We start from the raw sequence: 18,506 nt of genomic DNA, 5'->3' as shown, positions 1-18,506 counted from the left end.
TGTAACAAGCACACAATAGTCAAGTCATAGCTTTAATAAAAACTGAATTATGAAAAATTTTAAATTTATTATAGCTAGCGCATTATTGGCAACTGGCATATCGAGCTTTATTTATTGGTTTACCATTACCGCAAAAGATATTAGTTTTGATGCTATGAAAGCTGAATATGCATCAGTGTTCCCATCATTTTTACAGAATACTGTTTTGCACACTTTTGTAATTATTTTAATTTTAGTTGCCGCTGGTATTTTATATCTACAATCCAGAAAGCAAAACACATTTAAAATTGCTGCAACTGGCGGAATGATTTTAAGTTTTTTACTGGCCTTTTGGCAATTATTTTCTTTGATGTAATAACCAATGCAACTAACTTGGGTCTACAAATCTTTTGATGAATTAACCACAAACGAGCTTTACGCTATTTTGCAGTTGCGAAGTGAGGTTTTTGTGGTCGAACAAAATTGCGTTTACCAAGACATAGACGGAAAGGATAAAAAATCATTTCATTTAATGGCTTGGCAAGGCGATGAATTGGTAGCTTATACTCGTTTAGTTGCACCTGGAGTTTCTTTTCCAGAAGCAAGTATTGGAAGAGTGATTTCCTCTCCTAAATATAGAGGATTGGGCATTGGAATTACCTTGCTTGAAAAAAGTATTACCCATATTTTAGAAACCTATGCTACCAATAAAATAAGAATTGGCGCACAACTTTACCTCAAAAAGTTCTATGAAGGTTTTGGATTTGTAGCCAAGGGAGAAGAATTTTTAGAAGATGGGATTCCTCATATTGAGATGGTTTTGGAGAGGTAAACTAAGAGGGTTCGTCATTGCGAGGTTCATTCTCCGATTATTTATTCCTAGTTCGTCATGCTCAGCTCGTCCCGATAGCTATCGGGAGGGCATCTTAATGCGGTTCCACAGATTCGGTCGAGACCTAGTAAGCGCATTACGATTCCCACCTGCGTGGGAATGACGCAAACGAAAAAAGGCCAATGAGATACTCAAGCGTGTTTCATTCTCCGATTCTTCATCGGTAATGACCGAAGCAATCTTCTTATGGGTTAAAACCAATATAAGTATGAAAGAGATATTAAAATCTAAGATAGCACCATTACACTTTTTAATTGTTTTTTTAATAGCTTTTATATTGTGCGGCTTTGTGTGGTTTTTCGCGATTCCTCTAATTTACTGGTCAGCTTTTGGAGAAGGTGCTGAAGCTGCTCGAATAGATGAATTGCCTATCAATGTTTTCATAGAGAACTATGGAGCTTTAATTATAGTTCTCATTTTATGTCTCTTTAGGATTTTCAATAATTATAAAAGACAACGATTAAGTTGTGCAAAGTCGTACTTACTGACATTTATATTAATTTCAGTTTTATATATTTTCAAAATACCAATTGCTGAATTAATTATAGAAGGATTCAACTAGAAGTGTTGTTAAATAGAAAATGAGATTGCTTCGGGCGATGAAAAATCGACCCTCGCAATGACGTCTCTACAAACCAAAAAACCCTCCCGAAATTTGGGAGGGTTTAAGTATTAACCAAATCGGGATGATTAGATTATCTATCGATTGAACCCATCACTCTTTGAGCGAATGCGTTTAATGCATCTTTTTCTAGGGCGCCACCATTTACTTCTGCATGAACTTCTAATGCTCCGCAAATATTGGTAATCATTTCACCTGCCACATTCACTTCCTCTTCACTCACGCCTCTAAACTCACAAAAAGCTTCTAAAACTTCTAATGTTGCCTCCAGTTTTTCTGGAGTACTATTTTGAAATAGCTGTCTGATTACTGGAATCTTCATCTTTAGTTATTATTAATTTTTGTGAATAATTCTGCCAATCCTTCGGCCTTATTGGTTTGAACTTGGTCTACCAATGCACCATTTTCAAAAGCTGCAAAAGTTGGTAAATTATCAACGTTAGCAAACTTTCTAGAGTTAGGATATTTTTCTGCATCAACAATTAAAAAAGCTACATCCTCATTTTCAGCCGCCATTTTTTTGAATTTTGGCTTCATGATTCTGCAATTACCACACCATGACGCTGCGTATTGCACCATCACTTTCGTGTTGTCTGATAAATGTTGTTGAAGATTGTCTTCTGTTAATTCTAAAAACATAATGTTTTAATTAATTAGTTTGCGCTTAAATATTCAGCAACGCCAGTTCTGTTTGCGTTCATTGCTTCTTTTCCTTCTTCCCAGTTTGCAGGACAAACTTCACCATGTTTTTGAACGTGGCTATAAGCATCAATTAAACGTAAATATTCTTTAACGTTTCTACCTAATGGCATATCGTTAACACTTTCGTGGAATACTTTACCAGTTTCATCAATTAAATAAGTTGCACGATAAGAAACATTTGAACCAGCAAATGATTCGTTTCCATCTTCATCGTAAGCAACCTCTTGGTCAAGGATATCTAAAATAGTAGATAAGTGTCTGTGAGTATCAGCTAATAAAGGGTAAGTAACACCTTCAATACCGCCATTATCTTTTGCTGTGTTTAACCACGCAAAGTGAACTTCGTTTGTATCACATGAAGCACCAATTACAATTGTGTTTCTTTTTTCGAAATCTGGTAATGCTGCTTGGAATGCATGTAATTCTGTTGGACAAACAAAAGTGAAATCTTTTGGATACCAGAATAATAATACTTTTTTGTTTTTGCTAGTCGCTTCTTCAAATATATTGATTTTCAAATCATCGCCCATTTCGGACATTGCATCAATACTAACGCTTGGGAACTTTTTACCTACAAATGCCATAATTATTTTTAAATTTTATGGTGCAAAGGTACGGTTATTTAAGGCTAAAATCAACGAAGGTTGACTAATAGCGCATACTTAATCTTGATAACCTTATAGACAAAAACTATATATATAATATTTTAATTAGTTTTTATCTATTTGATGATTTGTAAATGAACGTTGAAGCTTTTGGCTAACTCAGTCCTGCCGTTCGCTACAATCTTTTTGCAACCTTCGACTACGCTCAGGGTGCAAAAAGTATTTTCGCTGCCGTCAGGTTTATATAACAAAGGCTTGTGATTCTTAGGAAGGTTTTAAATGCAAGTTGCCAAACAATGCAAGGTGTTCTGTGAGCCACAGACCACGGAATTAAATCGCAAACAACGACTCGTTTTTGCGTGAAGGATAGTAGCGAAAATCCTTTTTGTTTTTAGCCATAGCGAAGCGAAGGCACAAAAAGATTGTAGCGGATAGCCTGACCCTTGCGCAGCTTGGGGCACGCCCAAATTAAAAAGCCACAGATTAACAGATTTAAAATAAACAATCTGCGAATCTGCGGCTTAAATTTAAAGTCTAATCTATTTCTTCAACGTGGTTTCAAAGATTTTAAAAATACGTTTATATTCGTCTGTCCAACTGCTTGGCTCTACAAAACCATGGTCTTCTACAGGGTAAACTGCTAACTCCCAATTGTCTTTACCTAACTCAATAAAACGCTGCGTTAAACGAACAATGTCTTGGAAGTGAACATTCACATCTACCATTCCATGCAACATCACCAAGTTTCCTTTTAGTTTATCTGCGTAATAAATAGGTGAGCTACGTTTGTAAGCAATTGGGTCGTTATATGGTTCATTTAAAATGTTAGCCGTGTACCCGTGGTTATAATGTGCCCAATCTGTAACCGAACGCAAAGCCGCTCCAGCTTCAAAAACATCTGGCTCCTTAAACAATCCCATCAAGGTGATAAAACCACCATAAGAACCGCCGTATAAGCCAACGTGCTTAGGGTTTACACCATACTTCTCTACCAACATTTTAACACCATCTACTTGGTCGGTTAAATCTTTTCCACCCATATCTCTGTAAATTCCTGTACGGTGATTTCTGCCATAACCAGAGCTTGCCGTGTAGTCGATATCAATAACAGTATAACCATTATCGGCTAACATATTATTAAACATGTACTCTCTAAAATATTGGCTCCACCAGTAATGAACGTTTTGTAAATAACCAGCACCGTGTACAAAAACTACGGCAGGTTTATTTGGGTGCGGATTTGCAGCTGGATAAACTCTTGCATAAACATCATCTCCATATCGGTTTTTGAATGAAACCAAATCTGGTTGACGCCATTTGTAGCTGTCAAATTCTGCTGAAGTTGATTTGGTAATTTGTACTGCCTTCGCCCCTGGCTTATTAGCCTGAACATACAATTCCCAAGGTTTATCCATATAAGAATAATTGATGGCTAACCATTTTTCGTCTGGCGACATGGTAATTTCATTTCCACCTTTCATTGAAGTGATTTGAATTAAATCGCCTCCGTTTACACTTAACTTATAGAAGTGAGTAATACCAGGATGTTCTTTATTTCCGCTGATGTAAAAAGTAGTTTTGTCTTTAGATAAAATTGTTCTTTGAACTTCCCATTTACCACTAGTCAATTGTTTTTTCTCTCCAGTAGTTATATTAAAAGTATATAAATGAGAATAGCCTGTTGCTTCACTTTGGAAATAGAAACGATTGTTATCAATCCATTCCATGTTACGCCCAACGCCTGGTCCACCTATCCAAGCTTCATCACGTTGACGGTCTAAAATACTCACATTTCCTGTCGCCGCGTCTAGCTTTAAAATCCATAAATCTTTATTGTCATTCGCGTCTGCGGTAATGATAGCCGTTGTACCATTCTCATTCCAGATTGGCGAGCCAAAATTGATTTTACGGTCTTCGTTTTTCTTGGTTCTCTCTTCTAATTGTTTAGGGTAATCTTTCACATAATCTGGCAAGTCTTTTATGCCTGGGATTCGAGAAGTATGAACGGTGTAAACGCTGTCTTTTGTGCCATCTAAAATGAAGCTCTCTGAAACTGTTAATGTTTCTCCAACTTTTGTACGACCAGCAATATCTTCGGTATAACCAGAAGAGGTAATGTAGTTTGGAACAATCGTGTTGTGATTTGTAGTAATTGGACTTGTTAATCTATAACTAACAAATCTTCCATCTGGACTAACCACCAGACCTGTTAAAAATTTATCCTCTAAATAAATTGGCTTTATGGTTTTAAAATTAGCATCAAAACCACCGCCAAAGCGGCGACCACCTGCAGCGCCTGCAAAACCTTGGCCTCTTCCTCCAGTTTTATTGCGTTTTTTAATGATGTCGAAAAGTTCTGTTTGGTCATTTTTTAACCAGGTATCTTGCACTGTTGGCATTGCTCTTTCTGGAGCACCAGGAACAGCTGGACCTCCGATACTAGGTCTTTTCCCTTTAACAAAATTTGTTAATTGTTTGGTTTCGGCTGTAGATAAACTCACTTGAAACAAGTTGTCACCACGTTGAAAAACAACATCATTATTGTACAAAAATTTAGACCCATTTTCACGGTCTACAGTATTCGTTAAACGTGTTTCTCTTTTCTGTTTGAAGTTGTACAAATAAACATCGCCACCTTTTTCAGATAAGCCCAAAGACTTGTCTTTGTTGTAAGTATAAACTGTACCCGCAGCCTTTTCTGCTGCATTATCTTCTGTTGCTTCTGGTTTATTGGTCAATACGCTTACTTTATAAGCTTGGTCCTTTTCCTTATTTTCTGGGTTCCAGCTAAAAAAAACGGTTTTACTATCATCAGACCAACGGTAATTTGTTGGGGCAACGCCCATCCATTTTGGGTCTCTCATGATTTTTTGAACCGTTAACGGGGCAACTTGCTGTGCTTGTGCGGCAGCTGATAGAAAGAGAAAGAAAACTAGATATTTTTTCATTTTATATTATTTAATAGATCCTTCGCTACGCTCTGGATGACAAGACTTATTAATTAGATTTACTGGCTAAACCGCCTTTTTTGCTGTCTACGTTTACTGTGAATTTACTTCCCCCTTTTACTAACCAACGAACGGTTACAAAAGAGTTTCCAGGGATATTTTGAACTTTAATATTTGCTGGGTCTCTTTTTTGTTCAACGGTAAAATTCATATCACGATTTGTTACAATCATACCTGCAACAACGGTTCCGCCTGTTAATGAAATGATATCTGGTATTTCGATATTATTTTTCACGTCCTGACTAGAGTGTGTAGGAATCATTCTATCGTTATTGATAATTGCCGTAACCTGAGTTAGCCCGCCAATGTCTTTTACTTCAATTTCTCCAACAGATAATTTTGGCGTATTGTACGCATGATAAACACTAAAAGCCATGTTACGATGAGCGTCGCTTTCTAGCAAAAACCCTGGGTGTAAACGAGTGTAGGTTTTCTTGAAACCACCAATTTCTATGTCGCCATAAGTTGGGTGTTTAAAAGGGTGCCAATCAACAAAAGCATCTTTCATTAACAAGTCTTTATCAAAAGTATACAATTGTGCTTGACTGTCTTCTCCATCTGTTTTATTGTACATCGAATAACCAGTCCATAATTCGTTAGAGAAAGTATAAATTCCTCTTCCGCCATAAAACCAATCTAGCTCGCCACCAAAAACCGAATACAAATCCTTGTAAACCACTAAGTATTTATAGCCTGGCAGCATCTCTTCGCCTTTTTTTCCTAGAGCATCATACACTCTAATATCTAACGCGTTGTAAGTATCCAAATCCTCTAAAGCACCTGGGCCTCTTAAAATCATACCACCATTATTGTGGTAAGATTGTGCTGCCGCGATGTTTGGATGTTTCATTACAAAATCTACAATTGCCCTATTTTCTGGAATTGAAAAAGGATATTTATAAGCACCTCCTTGAATATAATTTGGCTGCCAGTTCCATCCCCAATCTCTATTTGGGTCATAAGCACCTTCGCCATCTTCGTTTACGAAACCATCACCATCGTTATCAATTCCTTCGCTTCCTAAAAGCTCGTATTCTCCTTTTTCTTCCCCACTTACCAAAATCATTCTTCTGTTATCGGTTGGGTCAACTTTGTAACGACCAGTTGCACTTTTACGACGCATCATCACAATTTGCCCGTCGTTATCTAAATCATCAAAACCGTCTTCGTTCGTTGTACCATCACGGTCATTGTCGATAGGGATTAAACCTGTTCTCGGAGAGTGAGCGGTGTTTGCCTGATGAATAAAATTATCTCTTGCATCAGGGTTAATGGTCGGGGCGATATAAAAAGTTTTATCTGCCAGTAAAGACATAACAGCTTTATTGCCCGAAGCGAACATTTCTGCCAAATACCAAGCAGTATACAAAGCAAATTCACTTCCCTGAATTTCATTAGAGTGGATATTTCCATCAATGTACATGGCTGGTTTTTTATCGGCACTGCCAACTTTTGAATCTGTAATGGTCATTACCCAAAGTTCTTTGCCTTTAAAGGATTTTCCCATCGACTCCAACTTCACCAAATTCGGATGAGCGGCAGCTAACTTTTTGCAAATGTCTGTAATTGCAGCGTGGTCGTTATATCTGTTCCAGCTTACTTGAACCTTCGGATTTGGAGGTGTGCCAACTGCTGCCAAAATATTTTCGGGCTGTTGGGCTTTTAAAATTCCGGCACACAAAATAAATGCAACCAGAAGAATTGTATGTTTTATTTTCATCGTCTGTTCTGATTTTATAGTGATACCTCGATTGATTTACTTCCTGTAGTTGGACTAGTAGCGTCAATAGTTACTTTGCCGCTACCTTTTATCAACCATGTTAACTCTTTATATTCTTTTCCTTGAATACTTTCTAGCGATTGGTTTTTTCGTCCGCTAACAACTGTTTGATTAGCATTGGTATTTACCTTCACCACAATCTTTTTCAAGAAATAACTTCTATCGCCAATTTTGGTATAGGTAGATAAATCTCCAGTATTTAACACGCTTAATGTAACTCGAGTTAATCCGTCTGCTACTTTCTCTGTTTTCAGATTTATGAAATCTATTTGAGGCGCCATTGCAGCCAAGCTCACTACAAAATCTGTATGTTTTGCCACAATTCCATCTACCAATTTATAAGGTGGGTTGATTAATACAAATGGGTCAACACCACCAACTTCAACAGTTTGTCCAGGAAAATCTGGATGAGTTACTGCTTTCCACGGTGTGAATGTATTGGTAATTCCTTGGCTAGTTGCCCATCTCAAATAAGAGGCAATTGCGTCTTCGTTGGCAAATTTCTTCTCTTTACGAGCCGAATCGGGAGCAACTTTTGGAACCCACCAACCAGGTGTGCTAAAGCTTAAACGACCATAGTGAAAATATCCCCATTGAGAAAAATCTCCACTTTCTGCTTGTGTTTTTGGGGCATCCTTTGTTTTTGTAATCTTGTTATATCTTTCAGAAACCAATGCATTTGCTTTTACATCTGCCTCGAACCAACCTGTGATAATTCTTTTAGAAATTGCTGTAGGATTAAAGGTAACAGGTGTAGATAAATTATTTGTTGGACCGAAAGTTACAACTGCGTATACGTTAAAGGCATCATATAAGAAATCGAACAATGCTCTGTTTTCCTTTTCTGAAACCGCATATTCTCCAGCGCCTGAAACAAATGGTTTAAAGTTATAGCTTGAATTCTTATTGAAGCTTATGCCGCCTTCTCCATCTTCATTAAAATCCCCGTCTTTATCATTGTCAATTCCCTCTGGCAATAAAATGTATTTTCCCGATTCGCCTTTGGTAAAATCAGCCATTAGCAAAGAGCGTGGGTCGTCGGTATTTAATTTATACTTCCCTGTTGGGTCAACGATTCTCATCATTGTGATTTTCCCGTTCTCGTCTAAATCATCAACGTCATCTTCGTTTAATTTTCCATCTCTATCATCGTCCGTTTTAGTAGCATTACCACTTCTTTCAGTTTTCACTTTGGCAAAATATTGCTCCGTTGCATCAGGGCTCATGTTCGGAAAAACATAGAAAGTTTGCTTGTTTAGCAGTGTTTTAATGCTATCTGTAGTTGAGGAAGCCATCAATTTTTCTGCAAAACCAATTGCCATTTCCACCCCTAAAAGATGCTTGCCTTCGACCCCACCAACCACAACGATTGCTGGCTTTTGTTCTGTTTTGCCAGAGCCGATGGTTAACATTAGAATGTCTTTTCCGCCAGCGGTTTGTGTTAAGGTTTTTGATTTAACTAATTGGGGATATTTGTCTGCAAGCGCCTTAACCCTTTGGGCTAATTTGGCATTGTTGCTATAATCCTGTTGATTTTGTGCCGAGACATTGCATAGCAATAGCAGAAAAAACAGGTTAAAAAGGTATAGTTTCTTCATTTTTGTTTAGGTTATGCCTGCAATTTATAGAAAAAAAGCAGTTACATAATCTAAAGCCTATCAAGATTTTACAAATGTTACAGAAGGTAGGTTGAGGGGATGAAGGTTGATGGTAGGGGGTAAACACCAAGGCACAAAATACACAATGAAAACTGAATTTACCTTGGTGGCCTTAGTGTCTTGGTGGTTAAAAATTTTACCTTACTACCTTACCTTTTTCATCAATATTTACGTTAAAAGGAGGCATAAAATCCTGCAACAGAACAGCGAGTTCCCTTCTGTTAATCTGTCTTTCTAAATCAAGTTCAGTTTTAAACTGATAAGATGTTTTCCATTTTTTCTGGATGTCTTTCTTCATCGTTTCCAAAGACTTATTCCCCACATAACTTATCATGTCTAAAGCAGAGCCGATGGTTATTATTGGATTTTTATAATCATCAAACCAAATTTGAGCCTTGTAGTAAAAGTCTTTTATGGGCTGTTTAATTTCATCGGTAGTTACCAGTTTATTAGGAGAGAATTTAGCAGACTTACCATCCATTTCTGCTTTTAAAACTCCAGTAATGCCAACAAACTGTATTGCTTTCCAATTGGTGTCGGGTTGTTTGATATCAGCAAACGGCATTAAATCCAATTTATAATTAATCAATTCGCCTTGTATCTTTTTCAAGTTTGATTCTGATGTTTTCAAGTCGAAAAATGCAGCATAAGCAGCTGTTGCTCCTGCTGCCTGACCAATGGCCATACTTTCGGGGTCGTTAATCCAAACTAAATTTTCTTGATTTGGAACCAGCAACTGATACATTGAAAAAATAGTTGCCTTACTTCCTTTGATTAATTTTCCACTAGCAACACTTGTTCTATAAAGCGTATTGTTATAATCTAACATATTCCACAGTGTATTCGGAGCAGTTATTTTTAAAGCCTCATTCAATTTTGCATCTGCAGGATTTATTAAAACTTTGGGTCTAATTGTACTTCCATCGCTTAATCTAAAAACCCAATTTTTACCAGAACGTTCTGCTTTAGTCCACATTATATTTTTCACAACATTCAGGTTTTTAATGCTGTCTACCCAAACGCCTAAAGAAGAATTTGCCTTTTGTTTATCGAAAGGAACAGTCTTAGTGCTATCTTTCTCCATCAAAAACGCTCGGTACTCTTTTAAAAACCTTGTTTGAATTCCTGAACTTAAATCTTCATTAACAGGAGAAAGGTCGAAACCACCAGCTTGTAATAAAATAGTTGTTTTAACTCCAGAAATGGCAGATTGGACACCAGCAGCAAGTGCTGCATTTCCGTTTCCAATGACTAAAACCTTAGCCACAAAAGGTTCTTCTTTTACCTTTTTTGTAGCCGTTTTTTGCGCATCAGCTTTGCTAAAAAAAGCAGCTAAAAATAAAACCAAAAATATCTTCTTTACCATTTTATAAGGATGTAAACTTATATACGCAATATGCTTTATTTGGATGTGTTTTTTAAGAATTTGATTGCCATTTAACTATATTTAACAAATCAAGAACTTATTAGTTCTCAAGAATATGGAGCAAAAAATCAATCAAGTTTTTAATTCTCAACAAGCTTACAAATATACGCTTAGAAAAGAAAATACCGCACAGCGGATTTCGAGATTAAAAGCTTTAAAAAATGCCATTCTAAAAAACGAATCTGAAATATATCAGGCTTTAGAAAGCGATTTACGAAAAAGCGAATTTGAGGCTGCGGTAACAGAGTTGATTTTCGTTTATGGTGAGCTAGATTTTGCCATTAAAAAGCTAAGTGCTTGGATGCGTCCAAAACACATCGCCGCCACTTTAAGTAATCCATTTGCAAAAAACAGATTGTATTACGAACCGAAAGGCATTTGTTTAATCATTGCGCCTTGGAATTATCCATTTCAATTAACAATGAGCCCTTTGATTTCTGCAATAGCAGCAGGAAATTGTTGTATTGTTAAACCATCAGAATTAAGTCCAGCAACTAGTAAAGTTGTTTCAAAAATTATAGTTGAAGCCTTTACTGAACAAGAAGTTGCTTGTTTTGAAGGCAATGCCGATACCTCAACTGTTCTTTTAAAATTACCATTCGACCATATCTTTTTTACAGGAAGTACGGCAATCGGAAAAGTGGTCATGGAAGCTGCTTCAAAAAATTTAACATCAGTAACATTAGAACTTGGGGGCAAATCGCCCACAATAATTGATAAAGATGTTAACCTAGAAAAAGTAGCAGAGAAAATTGCTTGGGGTAAATTGGTTAACAGCGGACAAACCTGCATTGCACCAGATTATCTTTTTGTACACGAGCAACAGCACGATGAATTTATCAGGTTGTATAAAGCTGCAGCAAGTAGAATGTTTTTTAAAACAGAAACTAAAATAGACCATCACGTTTACGGTAAAATCATCAGCCACAAACATTACGAAAGGTTAAAAAACTTAGTTGATGAAGCGCTGGAAAAAGGAGCAAGAATAGATTGGGGCGGTCAGTTTGAAGAGCAAGACCAAACCATTTATCCTGTTATTTTAAGCAAAGTTTCTCCAGAAACCAAAGTGATGAAAGAGGAAATATTTGGCCCGATTTTACCAATTATTACTTATCAAAATATAGATGAAGTAATTGAACAAATCAACGCAAAAAGCAAACCATTGGCACTTTATATTTTTAGCAAGAGTAGCAAGACGATTAAACATATCATCAAAAATACTAGCGCAGGCGGCACTTGTGTAAATGATGTTTTAATCCATATCTCTAATCCGAAATTGCCATTTGGTGGTGTAAATGGAAGCGGAATGGGAAGTAGTCATGGTTTTTTTGGTTTCAAGAATTTCTCCCATGAAAGAGCCGTTATGTTTCAAAGAAGAATTAATTTTAATAAAATGATTTATCCACCTTATGCTGGTAAGGAATGGGTGCTAAAAATGTTGAAGAAAATAATGTAGTTTAACCACAAAGGCACCAAGGACACAAAGTGATTTAAAACTTTATGCTTACATTTTCTTATAATCCTTATATGGTTCACAAAAAATAATTCCAATTTATGCAAGATTTAGAAAGCTTAAAATATCCCATCGGGGAATACAATCCACCTGAAACAATTAGCGAAAGTATGCTTAAAGAGTGGATTGAACAATTAGAAACTTTACCCCACGAAATTGTAGAAATAACTGCTGGTTTAAGTGACGCGGATTTGGAAATTCCTTATCGCCCAGATGGCTGGACAGTTAGGCAAGTTGTGCATCATTTAGCTGATAGTCACATCAATGCTTACACACGTGTGCATTTAACTTTAACAGAAGAAAATCCAACGGTGAGGCCTTATCACGAAGAAAGATGGGCAGAGTTAGCAGATGGAAAAACTGGAGATATCCAACTTTCGATTGATATTTTAAAAGCGATACATAAGCGTTTAGTGTCGTTATTAAAAACACTAGCTATTAGCGATTTCGACAGGACCTATTTTCACCCAGGAGCTGGAAAAGAATTTACTTTAGGCTATTTAGTTGGCAATTATGCTTGGCATGGCAAACATCATTTAGCACACATTCAATTAACTTTAAATGTTAATTATTCGTAAGATAAATTTTTGAAAATGGGTATGTTCTTAAAAACCAATGATAAATTTGTTATGAATGCCTGTTTTGTTAGCCACTAACTGGATTTTATATCTGGATTGTTTAGACCTCAGCGAGGTCTTATATTTATAGCTAAATAGCAATTATGATGTGCGACCCATCTGGGGTCGAATGTATACCATATAATTGACTATAAATGTTTTATCCCTCTGGGATAACCACCACCAAAATTAAACTTGTTCTGAAAGACTTTAGTATTGCTGCCAATTTGTAAAATTAAACTTATCAATATGAAAAAATATCTAGCATTATTCGCTTTCCTATTTGTCTTTCAATTATCCGCCGATGCGCAAAACAAATCCCTTAAACAGTTTAACTTTATGTTGGGCGCATGGGAAATGAAAACAGCGAAAGGGAAAATAACTGAAACTTGGATAAGTAAAAAAGATAGTCTATAGGGTAAAAGCTACAAGCACAATTTAAAAGGCGACAGTACTTTAATGGAAAATGTCGTAATCAAAAAAATTGGCGGTAATTTTTATTATTGCGTAACGGGTGCTCAAGAAGACAAAACCAAAACGGTTAAGTTTAAACTTATTTCTTTTGAGGAGAGGCTATTCATATTTGAAAATAAGGCACATGATTTTCCGCAGCGAATAGTTTATGAAAACAAAGGAAAAGATAAGCTATTCGCTTGGATTTGGGGAACCATGAGCGGCAAGAAAAGTAAGATGGAATACAGTTATCAGAAAAGGAAATAACTACTGCTTTTGTAACCATTTAATCTCTTCTTCCTGCGCTTTTAAAATTTGTTCTGCAATAGCCTTAATCTGTGCGTTATTGGCAAATGGCAAATAGGCCTTCGCCATATCAACCGCACTTTGATGATGCGGAATCATCAAGGCGACGAAATCCTTATCAATATCGCCTGTTAATTTTACTTTCGCCATTCCGTCCATCATCGGAGCCATTGATGAATCAATCGCTTTTTTAAATGCTGCTGCTTCCTTATTTGGCTCTTGACTTGCCGTTTTCAGAAAGTCTTTTAACAACGAGATTTCTCTTTGCTGCGCTGTAATAACCTTGTTTGAAAAATCAATTAAGGCCGCCGATTTACCTTCTTTCAACAAAGCCTCAGCCATCTTTATCGCTCCTTCATGATGTGGAATCATCATTGATGCAAAATCGTAATCGGCATTGCCTGTTTGTTTTGCTTTATGCATAGCCATCATACTTTCATCCATTGCGTCCATCATCACATTACCCGCCTTTGTGGGTTGATGAGACATAGAATGGTCCATTTTTTCATCTGTTTTTTCTGCTTGATTACAAGCAGAAATTGTAATAGCCATAGCGGCTAATAGGATTGTTATTGTTTTCATCTGTATATTATTTGTTTTATTTGTGATGAAGCTATCATAAGCATCCTCCTTGCTGTTTGTTAGCGTTTGCTCATGATGGTTTCATTTTACATTAAAATTAACATGGTTGCACTCATGGAAATCATCAATAAATCTTCAATTATGGTTAGTGTGCTCATTGGCAAATTAAACACCGCCCCTAAGCAAGCGCATTGGATTTTTCGCTTGTTTAAAACACTTTGCAAAACGCCAATTATGCTGATAGACATTACTATTAAAGTAACCCAATTGGTTAAAAATGGATTAAAATTGATAAGAAAAGCTATGCCTAAGCTCAATTCTATAAATGCATAAAGGTATCCCCAAGATTTAATTTGTTTAGCCACAACGTCATACATTGAGTAGCTCTCTGCAAATCCTTTTAGGTTAATGAGCTTAAAGAATGAAAATGCCAAGAAAAATCCCGCCATAAAAAAACGCATAAACTGCATAAAATTTATGGTTCCGTTTTGCAAACTGGCGATGATAGAAACCAAGCCAATGTATCCAAATAATAAAAGAACAGGTTTATAGGTTTCAAAAAAAGACTTAGTTTCTTCAACGACTTCACTGTGTGATAATGGCGCAATTTGATACTTAGATTCACTGCCGCCTAGAGCACTTTGCAGGTCGGCTAGTGAAATGTGTTTATCCATCGAAATTGTCGCCGAATTGGTGTCTTTAGAAACCTCAACGGATGTAATGTTGGGCAGCATCAACAAACTGCTTTTTACCTTGCTTTCGCAACTAGAACAGGTCATTCCAGTTACTTTATAATCATGTGTCATCATTTTAAATTTGATATACAAAATTATAACAAGCAACCCGAGCCTTTGTTACACAATAACCGATAAGATTTACATAATTTTAATGCGTTTTGTCATCCAGAGCGCAGCGAAGGATCTATCTCTTTTTAAAGATTAATCGATTAACCAACCTGCACAGAAGTCATAGTTAGAGAACCGCCAATTGCTTTATCATTAAATAAGGTGGCTTCTTCTTTTTCATTTTGCAAGCCCAAGGTGTACATTAGTGGCAGGTAATGTTCCGGCGTAGGAATACCTAACATCACTTCACTTCCCATACTTTGGTAGTTAATTAACGATTGATGATTTTTATTTGAAATCGCGTTTTTAAACTTATCATTGGCTTCAATTGCCCAGTCGTAACCACCACCATTTATCATTTCCCAACTCATCATTCTAAGGTTGTGCACCATGTTTCCGCTACCTAAAATAAGCACGCCTTTTTTGCGCAAGGCGGATAATTCTTTTGCCAAATTATAATGGTATTGCGCATCCTTGGTATAGTCGATGCTTAATTGCAAAACAGGAATATCTGCTTTGGGATACATATGTTTTATAACCGACCAAGCGCCATGGTCTAAGCCCCAGTCGTGGTCTAGAACTATGTTGGTAGATTTTATTAAATCTGCTGTTTCCTTTGCCAATTGCGGATTCCCAGCAGCTGGACATTGAACATCAAAAAGTGCCTGCGGAAATCCTCCAAAATCGTGAATTGTTGGCGGCATATCCATTGCGGTAATTTTAGTCCCTCTGGTAAACCAATGTGCAGAAACTACTAAAACGGCTTTTGGAACAACGATATTTTGTGCAATATCAATCCATTTCGAGCTAAATTCATTTAATTCAATCCCATTCATAGGAGAACCATGCCCCATAAAAAGAACTGGCATCAACTCTGTTTGATTTAACTCTGCAGTGAATTTTTTAAATTGATTTAGCGTTTCCATCTTTATCGTTTTACTTACACAAAGTTACGTAGCACGATGATTTTAAACGTTGATTTAGGATAAGAAATTAGACCTCGTTTAAAGTCTTGCGATTTGTGTTTTTATTTAATTTGAACGCTGATGGCGTTTCTCCAGTAACTTTTTTAAACTGAGTAGATAGATGAGCAACGCTGCTGTAGTTTAAGTCGTAAGCAATTTCACTCAGCGATTTTTCGCCATAAGTTAAAAGCTCTTTAACTTTTTCTATTTTTTGGGCGATGAAATATTTCTCAATGGTTTGATGTTCTTGCTCAGAAAAAGTAGCGCTTAAACTAGCATATTCAACATCCAGTTTTTGGCTCAAATAATCAGATAAGTTAAACTTCAATGCCTCTTTCGAATAGTGAACCAATTCGATAATTGCTGTTTTAACTTGTTCAACTAATTGCTCCTTCTTTTCAGTTAGAAGCTCAAAGCCGAATTTATCTAAAGCTAACTTCAAGCCTTTCTTCTCTACTTCACTTATATTTTCTTGCTCAATTCTTACTTCTCCCAATTGAACAGAAATGGGATTAAAGCCAAGGTTTTCTAACTCAGCTTTAACCACCATTTTACAACGGTTGCACACCATATTCTTAATGTACAGTTGCATTTATTTTTTTGCAATTGTTTCTGTTACTTCTCCACAGTCGTACATCATACTGCCATAAAATGGATTTTGAACATCCTCCACTTCATTTAACCAGCTTTTTTTCGCCATTGGACAATATTGCACATAAACCACTTCGCTGTTTAATTTAAAAGCTTTAGCCAAATTAATCATAGCAGTAGAAACCGCCCAAAAGCTCTGTCTTTGCACTTTAATTACTTTCTCATTGCCTATTGCCAATGCTGCGGCTTTTATTTTCGCCGTTTCAGTTTTCCATAGTTCTAGCTGGCTCCCAGATAATTTCTTGGTTGGAAAACTTTCAATGTTAGCTAACAGCGCTTTAGTATTTTGACTTGCTAATGTTGCATTGTCTTTTGCCAAGGCATTCTTAATATTGAAATAAGCATTTAAAGTTTTATCAAATTCTGTTTTTGTACCAGCTGTTTGTGCTTTTGCTACTGAAAAAATTACGCTGCTAAATACAGCCATCATTAAAAATATTCTTTTCATTTTAGTTCTTACTTAATGCGTTAAAAAAATTAAATTCTACTCTTGCCAAGTACATGTTTTTCAAATATCTATTTGGCATATTTCCTGTTGCTTGAAAACGATAACCCAAATCTATCCTCGTTTTGCTATTTAAAATTACTTGAACAGCTGGCGCCAAATCTAAGTAAGAATTTCCATTAGCAGGATTTGTTTTGCCTAGTACCTCAAAATACAAATTAAAGTTAGGTTGATTATAGTTTTTATAAACAAATGGCAACAATAAATAGCCAGATGAAAGGCTGTAATTAACCATTTCATCGGGCATTTTCATTGTCATAAACATTGGTGTTGGCGAATGAAACATCATACTTGGGTCAAAGTACAACATATCATCTTGTTTTTTAAAAGTGCTACTATAACCTACCGTAGCTGATAAGGCCAATTTGTGAATCAATTGCGTAATAACTAATCCGCCTTGCCAACCAGAATTATCCCCTTCTAAATTAATGTCTTCGCTAGTCATTTCACGTTTACTTGTACTAATTCTGCCGTAAAGTGCCCCACGAAAATGACTATGCTCATTATCCAATGATAAAAACCTATATTTCGTATAAAAACTTCCTCCTTCTACACGATATTTTCCATCCATATCAGACATGAAGCCTTGTACGTGAAACATCAAGTTTTTATTCAACCCAACCATACCTTCAACAATTGTTCTGTTTGTAAAGCTGGGCTTAAACATCCCCTCATTTGTAAGGCGAATAGCAATTGAATTTTTTGGCATATTGCTAGCGGGCTCAGTAAAAACATAAAGCTCCTGAGCACCGACAACCTGATTAAAGCCAATAAAAATTAGCAATAACCCTATTGATTTCCCAATCATCATTATATGCTTAAATGATAAATTCTAGTCTTTTTACCATTAACAGTTCCTGTTCCACTTGCATAAGAATCAAACTTTACGGTTAATGATTTTTGTTTAAATGCAGCATTAGAAATGAAGCTTTTGTCAATTACGCTAACTTTAACCGGTCCGTTTAAAACCTTGCTTTTTGCGTTGGCAAAACGATAAACATTTGAACCTACAATCGCTTGCCCATCATCGTCTATTTTAACTTGGTTAAAGTTTACTGTTGCATCTAGTTTGCCCACTGAAAAACCTGCTTCTTTAACCTTTTTGTTCAATTGGTCGAAGTTTACAGCTTTGTCTTTTTTGAAAGTAATAACAAATAAGTTTTTGTTTAAATCTGGTGTTACATTACTTACATAATCTAAAGTACGTAATGACTTTTCTGTAGCCTGAGAACACATGGAACAAGTTAATCCCGTTACTTGCATTTCTACTGTGGTAATTTGCTGGGCCGATACTTTGTTTATAGCAAAAAGCATCAAAATACTGAATATAATTTTAGTCGTTTTCATTGTCGAAATTTTATAAATGAGTCAATATTCATCCCCCTTGATGGGAAATA

20 protein-coding genes and 1 pseudogene are annotated in these 18,506 nt (G+C 36.2%); 7 read left to right on the top strand and 14 right to left on the bottom strand.

Features of this window, described 5'->3' with window-relative positions:
- Positions 1-49 precede the first annotated feature (49 nt).
- The 3 genes from R2Q59_RS14640 (at position 50) to R2Q59_RS14630 (ending at position 1,433) form a co-directional block, all read left to right on the top strand.
- The gene (locus R2Q59_RS14640) at positions 50-355 is read left to right on the top strand and encodes a hypothetical protein (RefSeq protein WP_316786022.1); all 306 of its coding nucleotides are present in this window, start codon (positions 50-52) and stop codon (positions 353-355) included.
- Between the two features lie 6 nt (positions 356-361).
- Positions 362-811, top strand: coding sequence for a GNAT family N-acetyltransferase (locus tag R2Q59_RS14635; protein ID WP_316786021.1), 450 nt, complete (start codon positions 362-364; stop codon positions 809-811).
- A 268-nt stretch (positions 812-1,079) separates the two neighbouring features.
- A complete protein-coding gene (locus R2Q59_RS14630; RefSeq protein ID WP_316770266.1) occupies positions 1,080-1,433 on the top strand; it encodes a hypothetical protein in 354 nt (117 codons plus the stop codon).
- Positions 1,434-1,566: 133 nt separating this feature from the next.
- Here the strand turns inward: R2Q59_RS14630 and R2Q59_RS14625 are convergent, their stop codons facing one another.
- The 7 genes from R2Q59_RS14625 to R2Q59_RS14595 form a co-directional block, all read right to left on the bottom strand.
- Positions 1,567-1,815 (bottom strand): DUF6952 family protein, encoded by a 249-nt coding sequence (locus R2Q59_RS14625; protein WP_131551694.1) that lies wholly within the window; start codon positions 1,813-1,815, stop codon positions 1,567-1,569.
- A gap of 2 nt (positions 1,816-1,817) precedes the next feature.
- Positions 1,818-2,132, bottom strand: coding sequence for a thioredoxin family protein (locus R2Q59_RS14620; protein WP_316770262.1), 315 nt, complete (start codon positions 2,130-2,132; stop codon positions 1,818-1,820).
- Between the two features lie 14 nt (positions 2,133-2,146).
- The gene (locus R2Q59_RS14615) at positions 2,147-2,779 is read right to left on the bottom strand and encodes a peroxiredoxin (protein ID WP_316770260.1); all 633 of its coding nucleotides are present in this window, start codon (positions 2,777-2,779) and stop codon (positions 2,147-2,149) included.
- Positions 2,780-3,339: 560 nt separating this feature from the next.
- Positions 3,340-5,748: a S9 family peptidase gene (locus R2Q59_RS14610; RefSeq protein ID WP_316786020.1), complete on the bottom strand. Its 2,409-nt coding sequence runs from the start codon at positions 5,746-5,748 to the stop codon at positions 3,340-3,342.
- Positions 5,749-5,797: 49 nt separating this feature from the next.
- Positions 5,798-7,528: a M14 family zinc carboxypeptidase gene (locus tag R2Q59_RS14605; RefSeq protein WP_316786019.1), complete on the bottom strand. Its 1,731-nt coding sequence runs from the start codon at positions 7,526-7,528 to the stop codon at positions 5,798-5,800.
- Between the two features lie 14 nt (positions 7,529-7,542).
- Positions 7,543-9,186 carry a M14 family metallopeptidase gene (locus tag R2Q59_RS14600; protein ID WP_316786018.1) on the bottom strand — a complete coding sequence of 548 codons (1,644 nt, stop codon included), beginning with the start codon at positions 9,184-9,186 and terminating at the stop codon, positions 7,543-7,545.
- Between the two features lie 196 nt (positions 9,187-9,382).
- Positions 9,383-10,612 (bottom strand): hypothetical protein, encoded by a 1,230-nt coding sequence (locus tag R2Q59_RS14595; protein ID WP_316786017.1) that lies wholly within the window; start codon positions 10,610-10,612, stop codon positions 9,383-9,385.
- Positions 10,613-10,727: 115 nt separating this feature from the next.
- Here R2Q59_RS14595 and R2Q59_RS14590 point away from each other — a divergent pair, with 115 nt between their 5' ends.
- The 4 genes and pseudogenes from R2Q59_RS14590 to R2Q59_RS14575 form a co-directional block, all read left to right on the top strand.
- The gene (locus R2Q59_RS14590; protein ID WP_316786016.1) at positions 10,728-12,128 is read left to right on the top strand and encodes an aldehyde dehydrogenase family protein; all 1,401 of its coding nucleotides are present in this window, start codon (positions 10,728-10,730) and stop codon (positions 12,126-12,128) included.
- Positions 12,129-12,226: 98 nt separating this feature from the next.
- Complete coding sequence (locus R2Q59_RS14585; protein WP_316786015.1) at positions 12,227-12,763, top strand: YfiT family bacillithiol transferase; 537 nt, start codon at positions 12,227-12,229, stop codon at positions 12,761-12,763.
- A gap of 288 nt (positions 12,764-13,051) precedes the next feature.
- Positions 13,052-13,219, top strand: a complete 168-nt coding sequence (locus R2Q59_RS14580; protein WP_316786014.1) for a hypothetical protein — start codon at positions 13,052-13,054, stop codon at positions 13,217-13,219.
- A 39-nt stretch (positions 13,220-13,258) separates the two neighbouring features.
- Positions 13,259-13,522, top strand: a pseudogene (locus tag R2Q59_RS14575) (DUF6265 family protein); the annotation flags it as partial.
- On the opposite strand, the gene R2Q59_RS14570 reads toward R2Q59_RS14575, so the two are convergent.
- The 7 genes from R2Q59_RS14570 to R2Q59_RS14540 all read right to left on the bottom strand — a co-directional run bounded on the left by R2Q59_RS14570 (position 13,523) and on the right by R2Q59_RS14540 (position 18,456).
- Positions 13,523-14,143, bottom strand: coding sequence for a DUF305 domain-containing protein (locus tag R2Q59_RS14570; RefSeq protein WP_316786012.1), 621 nt, complete (start codon positions 14,141-14,143; stop codon positions 13,523-13,525).
- An 86-nt stretch (positions 14,144-14,229) separates the two neighbouring features.
- Positions 14,230-14,952, bottom strand: coding sequence for a heavy-metal-associated domain-containing protein (locus tag R2Q59_RS14565; RefSeq protein ID WP_316786011.1), 723 nt, complete (start codon positions 14,950-14,952; stop codon positions 14,230-14,232).
- Positions 14,953-15,089: 137 nt separating this feature from the next.
- Positions 15,090-15,914 (bottom strand): 4,5-DOPA dioxygenase extradiol, encoded by an 825-nt coding sequence (gene ygiD / locus R2Q59_RS14560; RefSeq protein ID WP_316786010.1) that lies wholly within the window; start codon positions 15,912-15,914, stop codon positions 15,090-15,092.
- Between the two features lie 67 nt (positions 15,915-15,981).
- Positions 15,982-16,545: an AraC family transcriptional regulator gene (locus tag R2Q59_RS14555; RefSeq protein ID WP_316770238.1), complete on the bottom strand. Its 564-nt coding sequence runs from the start codon at positions 16,543-16,545 to the stop codon at positions 15,982-15,984.
- Positions 16,546-17,052, bottom strand: coding sequence for a DUF3347 domain-containing protein (locus tag R2Q59_RS14550; protein WP_316786009.1), 507 nt, complete (start codon positions 17,050-17,052; stop codon positions 16,546-16,548). It lies immediately after the preceding gene.
- Between the two features lies 1 nt (position 17,053).
- On the bottom strand, positions 17,054-17,818 hold the full coding sequence (locus R2Q59_RS14545) for a hypothetical protein (protein ID WP_316786008.1): 765 nt from the start codon (positions 17,816-17,818) through the stop codon (positions 17,054-17,056).
- 101 nt (positions 17,819-17,919) lie between these two features.
- Positions 17,920-18,456 carry a heavy-metal-associated domain-containing protein gene (locus tag R2Q59_RS14540; protein ID WP_316786007.1) on the bottom strand — a complete coding sequence of 179 codons (537 nt, stop codon included), beginning with the start codon at positions 18,454-18,456 and terminating at the stop codon, positions 17,920-17,922.
- Positions 18,457-18,506: the final 50 nt, after the last annotated feature.

This window comes from Pedobacter frigiditerrae, from assembly GCF_032678705.1.
GTDB lineage: Bacteria > Bacteroidota > Bacteroidia > Sphingobacteriales > Sphingobacteriaceae > Pedobacter > Pedobacter frigiditerrae_A.
Note: the sequence above shows the minus strand (reverse complement) of the source record. Positions and strands in the feature narration are given on the sequence as shown.

Bases quoted from the DNA above. Each gene is read 5' to 3' on its own strand.
- R2Q59_RS14640 (WP_316786022.1), top strand. From the start codon at position 50: ATGAAAAATTTTAAATTTATTATAGCTAGCGCATTATTGGCAACTGGC.
- R2Q59_RS14635 (WP_316786021.1), top strand. From the start codon at position 362: ATGCAACTAACTTGGGTCTACAAATCTTTTGATGAATTAACCACAAAC.
- R2Q59_RS14630 (WP_316770266.1), top strand. From the start codon at position 1,080: ATGAAAGAGATATTAAAATCTAAGATAGCACCATTACACTTTTTAATT.
- R2Q59_RS14625 (WP_131551694.1), bottom strand. From the start codon at position 1,815: ATGAAGATTCCAGTAATCAGACAGCTATTTCAAAATAGTACTCCAGAA.
- R2Q59_RS14620 (WP_316770262.1), bottom strand. From the start codon at position 2,132: ATGTTTTTAGAATTAACAGAAGACAATCTTCAACAACATTTATCAGAC.
- R2Q59_RS14615 (WP_316770260.1), bottom strand. From the start codon at position 2,779: ATGGCATTTGTAGGTAAAAAGTTCCCAAGCGTTAGTATTGATGCAATG.
- R2Q59_RS14610 (WP_316786020.1), bottom strand. From the start codon at position 5,748: ATGAAAAAATATCTAGTTTTCTTTCTCTTTCTATCAGCTGCCGCACAA.
- R2Q59_RS14605 (WP_316786019.1), bottom strand. From the start codon at position 7,528: ATGAAAATAAAACATACAATTCTTCTGGTTGCATTTATTTTGTGTGCC.
- R2Q59_RS14600 (WP_316786018.1), bottom strand. From the start codon at position 9,186: ATGAAGAAACTATACCTTTTTAACCTGTTTTTTCTGCTATTGCTATGC.
- R2Q59_RS14595 (WP_316786017.1), bottom strand. From the start codon at position 10,612: ATGGTAAAGAAGATATTTTTGGTTTTATTTTTAGCTGCTTTTTTTAGC.
- R2Q59_RS14590 (WP_316786016.1), top strand. From the start codon at position 10,728: ATGGAGCAAAAAATCAATCAAGTTTTTAATTCTCAACAAGCTTACAAA.
- R2Q59_RS14585 (WP_316786015.1), top strand. From the start codon at position 12,227: ATGCAAGATTTAGAAAGCTTAAAATATCCCATCGGGGAATACAATCCA.
- R2Q59_RS14580 (WP_316786014.1), top strand. From the start codon at position 13,052: ATGAAAAAATATCTAGCATTATTCGCTTTCCTATTTGTCTTTCAATTA.
- R2Q59_RS14570 (WP_316786012.1), bottom strand. From the start codon at position 14,143: ATGAAAACAATAACAATCCTATTAGCCGCTATGGCTATTACAATTTCT.
- R2Q59_RS14565 (WP_316786011.1), bottom strand. From the start codon at position 14,952: ATGATGACACATGATTATAAAGTAACTGGAATGACCTGTTCTAGTTGC.
- ygiD (WP_316786010.1), bottom strand. From the start codon at position 15,914: ATGGAAACGCTAAATCAATTTAAAAAATTCACTGCAGAGTTAAATCAA.
- R2Q59_RS14555 (WP_316770238.1), bottom strand. From the start codon at position 16,545: ATGCAACTGTACATTAAGAATATGGTGTGCAACCGTTGTAAAATGGTG.
- R2Q59_RS14550 (WP_316786009.1), bottom strand. From the start codon at position 17,052: ATGAAAAGAATATTTTTAATGATGGCTGTATTTAGCAGCGTAATTTTT.
- R2Q59_RS14545 (WP_316786008.1), bottom strand. From the start codon at position 17,818: ATGCCAAAAAATTCAATTGCTATTCGCCTTACAAATGAGGGGATGTTT.
- R2Q59_RS14540 (WP_316786007.1), bottom strand. From the start codon at position 18,456: ATGAAAACGACTAAAATTATATTCAGTATTTTGATGCTTTTTGCTATA.